We start from the raw sequence: 1,234 nt of genomic DNA, 5'->3' as shown, positions 1-1,234 counted from the left end.
TGATCTGATCCCCGAAAACTGGACCGTTCAGAATTGGAGTTTTCCGCGCTAGCTTCCTTGGCTGGGAGGAGCGGAGAACGATGAAGGCATCAAAGTTTTCGGACGCGCAGAAGGCGTTCATTCTGAAGCAGGGGGCGGACGGGATTCCGGTGGCGGAGATCTGCCGTCGAGCGGGGATCAGCCAAGCCACCTATTTCAACTGGAAAAAGAAATACGACGGGTTGCTGCCGACGGAGATGAAGCGTCTGAAGCAGCTCGAGGATGAGAACGGCAAGCTGAGGAAGCTGGTCGCCGACCTGTCGCTGGACAAGGAGATGCTGCAGGACGTCATCCGTCGAAAACTGTGAGGCCTGGTCGCAAACGCGAGCTGGTGGCGGAGACGTGCGCTGATTGGAACGTGTCGATCCGGCGGGCATGCCGGGTTCTGGAGTTCGACACCTCGACCTATCACTACAAGTCCCGCCGCCGCGATCAGGCCGGCATCGAGGCTCGGATCAAGGACATCTGCGCGACGCGGGTCCGCTACGGATACCGGCGCGTGCACGTGATGCTCAAGCGCGAGGGCTGGGACGTCAACATGAAGCGAACCTACCGGATCTACAGGGATTTGGGCCTTCAGCTGAGAAACAAGACGCCGAAGCGTCGGGTGAAGGCGAAGCTGCGGGAGGACCGCTGTGAAGCCACGCAGCCGAACGAGACCTGGGCGATGGACTTCGTTCATGATCAGTTGGCGACGGGCAAGAAGATCCGCGTGCTGACGGTCGTCGACACCTTCTCGCGCTACGTGCCGGTGCTCGATCCGCGGTTCAGCTATCGCGCCGAAGATGTGGTCAGGACGTTGGAACACGTCTGCCCCAGGATCGGCTATCCCAAGACGATCCGCGTCGACCAGGGCTCCGAGTTCGTCTCTCGCGACCTCGACCTGTGGGCTTACACCAGAGGCGTCACGCTTGACTTCAGCCGGCCGGGAAAGCCGACCGACAATGCCTACATCGAAGCGTTCAACGGCCGCTTCCGGGCGGAGTGTCTGAACGCCCACTGGTTCCTCACGCTTGCAGACGCGGCTGAAAAGATGGAGGATTGGCGCAGATACTACAACGAGGAGCGCCCGCATGGGGCGATCGGGCACAAGGTCCCAATCTCGTTGCTCAATCCCGATGGCGCCACCAGCCCGCCATCGTGAAAAAGCCGGGAAACTCCATCTTCCGGCGGTCCAAACAATGGGTTCAGAGCA

General features: G+C 60.7%; 1 protein-coding gene. It reads left to right on the top strand.

What is annotated here, in order from left to right:
- The first annotated feature begins 80 nt into the window (after nt 1-80).
- Nucleotides 81-1,183, top strand: a protein-coding gene (locus AC1D1L_RS33640) for an IS3 family transposase (RefSeq protein WP_477345824.1) whose coding sequence is annotated in 2 segments (ribosomal slippage) — nt 81-342 and nt 342-1,183 — 1,104 coding nt in all. Because the reading frame shifts where the segments join, the coding sequence is not laid out codon by codon here.
- Nucleotides 1,184-1,234: the final 51 nt, after the last annotated feature.

This window comes from Mesorhizobium sp. P2_D6, assembly GCF_056404315.1.
The sequence above is the reverse complement of the archived record's forward strand: the minus strand, read 5'-3'. Positions and strand labels throughout refer to the sequence as shown.